The organism is Bartonella sp. AD328YNZD (assembly GCF_042196425.1).
On sequence record NZ_JBHIQG010000373.1, the window covers coordinates 1 to 2,233 of the forward strand.

General features: G+C 38.8%; 3 protein-coding genes. All 3 read right to left on the minus strand.

Going from position 1 to position 2,233, the window contains the following annotated elements:
- Positions 1–101 precede the first annotated feature (101 nt).
- Genes ACFIO3_RS11900 through ACFIO3_RS11910 form a run of 3 tightly spaced genes read right to left on the minus strand, consistent with a single transcriptional unit; the run spans position 102 to position 2,226 of the window.
- Complete coding sequence (locus tag ACFIO3_RS11900; RefSeq protein WP_375607739.1) at positions 102–860, minus strand: hydroxymethylpyrimidine/phosphomethylpyrimidine kinase; 759 nt, start codon at positions 858–860, stop codon at positions 102–104.
- Positions 851–1,456, minus strand: coding sequence for a thiamine phosphate synthase (locus ACFIO3_RS11905; protein WP_375607738.1), 606 nt, complete (start codon positions 1,454–1,456; stop codon positions 851–853). The genes ACFIO3_RS11900 and ACFIO3_RS11905 overlap by 10 nt, the downstream gene beginning before the upstream one ends.
- Positions 1,456–2,226, minus strand: coding sequence for a thiazole synthase (locus ACFIO3_RS11910; RefSeq protein WP_375607737.1), 771 nt, complete (start codon positions 2,224–2,226; stop codon positions 1,456–1,458). Before ACFIO3_RS11910 ends, ACFIO3_RS11905 begins: the two co-directional genes overlap by 1 nt.
- Between the last annotated feature and the right edge of the window lie 7 nt (positions 2,227–2,233).

The following is a 2,233-nucleotide window of genomic DNA, read 5'->3' on the forward strand; positions in this document are numbered from 1 at the left end:
GTTTTATTATTATATTTTTAGCTTTGTTAATAATTTTTATTAAAAATATTAACTCTATAAATAAAAGAATAATATTACTTTTATGAGAAATACTAAGACTTTTAAAAACTGTTTTTACAATGGTTTAAAAGCAATGTGTGGGTATATATTTTTGCTTTTTTTACAGCTGAAATAAGAGGTTCATTGAGTGCCAAATGGGCTGCAATAGCACTTGAGAGAATGCAACCTGTTCCACGCATTGTTCCTTTTAAACGTGGAGCAGAAATATTGATGATTTCAGTTTTGTCAATGAATCTATCAATTGCAAGAGGACCATCTGCATGTCCCCCTTTTACTAAAATAGAGCGAGCTCCCAATGACAAAAGTTTTTTTGCTTGTTGTATTGCTTGCTTATCATGAGATGCCAATGGGGTTTGGCTAAGAAGAGCAAGTTCATCTCTATTTGGTGTTAAAAGAGTGACATGTGGGAGAAGCTGATTGATCATAATTTCTATGATTTTTTCTGTTGTCAGTTTTCCTCCTGATGAGGCAACCAGCACAGGATCAAGAATAACCGGAATATGGGGGTAATCTTCGAGGACATGACAAATTGCTGCTATAATTGCTTGATTTCCTGTCATACCAATTTTTATTGCGCTGATAGGATTAGCTTCTAAGGCTATGCGCATTTGCGCGGCGATAAGTTTTTCATTCATGGGAACAATTTCAGCAACGTGATGATCATTTTGTACGTTAACACAAGTAATTGCTAAATTTGCTTTTATTTGAAAATGCGTAGAGGTTTCTATATCACGAACAATGCCAGCACCTCCTGTTGGATCAGTACCCGCAACAATGAGAATAGAAGGCGTTAACGCCATGGTTGGGTCCCCTTGATCCATTGTTGTACCCGCTCTTCAGGTTTTTTATGGAGGATAATGTCAGTCACAACAGCAGCGCTATTGGCTCCTGCTTTTAAAACACAAACTGCACGTTCTGGTGTTAAACCACCAATGCCAACGAGAGGTAAAGCACCAATTCGCTTTCTCCATTGTTTAATTTTTTCTAATCCTTGAGGTTTCCATTTCATTTTTTTTAAGATTGTCGGATAAATAGGACCAAGAGCAATATAGTCAGGATTAACAGAGAGCGCGATATCCAATTCATGTTCATCATGGGTGCTAAGACCAAATCTTATACCATTTTTACGAATTGCAAGGAGATCAGCATTGCATAGATCTTCTTGCCCAAGATGAATAAAATTGCATTTTTCATCAATGGCTATGATCCAATGATCATTAATAATTAATTGTGCCCCCCATTTATCACATATGTTTTTTGCACGCTTGGTATGTTGACGGATCGTTTTAAGATCTTCATTTTTCATACGCAATTGTATGAGTTTGACACCAAGAGGAATCAAACGTTCAACCCACTCAGCAGTATCAACAATGAGGTAAAAAGGATCCAATTTCATCAAAATACCGCTTTACCAATGACGGGAGTTGAAGGGACCGCGATATTGCGTGCTTCGAGAATACCTGCTTTATACCCCATACGCCCTGCCTGAATAGCTTTGGAAAAGGCCTCAGCCATCAAAACAGGATCACCTGCTTTAGCAACTGCGGTATTAAGAAGGACCGCATCATAACCCAGTTCCATAGCAACAGCGGCATGGGATGGGCGCCCGATGCCGGCATCAATAACAAGAGTAACATCTGGAAGATAAGCACGGATAGAACGCAGTCCATCGGTATGATGAGGGCCTTTGGCTGATCCAATAGGGGCACACCAAGGCATAATGACACGGCAGCCAACATCTAAGAGTTTTTCAGCAACAATGAGATCATCGGTTGTATAGGCAAAAATTTTGAAATCTTCATTGTTTAAAATTTTTGCTGCTTCAATTAAAGAAAAGACGTTTGGCTGTAAGGTATCTGAATTACCAATAATTTCGAGTTTAATCCAAGAGGTTTTAAAGAGATCACGAGCTAAATGGGCTGTTGTCACCGCTTCTTTAACAGTATAACAACCAGCGGTATTGGGAAGTATCGTTATATCGAGCTCTTGAAGGAATTGCCAAAACTGCCCTCCTTGTTTTCTACCTGCGCTTTCTCGACGTAATGAAACGGTTACAATTTCTGTATTCGATTTATGAATAGCATCACGAAGGATGGCAGGAGAAGGATATTGCGCTGTACCTAACATAAGACGAGAGGTGAATTGTCGTCCATAAAGATTCAACATAATTAAC

Excerpts from the sequence above, each read along its gene's own strand:
- ACFIO3_RS11905 (WP_375607738.1), bottom strand. The coding sequence starts at position 1,456 with ATGAAATTGGATCCTTTTTACCTCATTGTTGATACTGCTGAGTGGGTT.
- ACFIO3_RS11910 (WP_375607737.1), bottom strand. The coding sequence starts at position 2,226 with ATGTTGAATCTTTATGGACGACAATTCACCTCTCGTCTTATGTTAGGT.
- ACFIO3_RS11900 (WP_375607739.1), bottom strand. The coding sequence starts at position 860 with ATGGCGTTAACGCCTTCTATTCTCATTGTTGCGGGTACTGATCCAACA.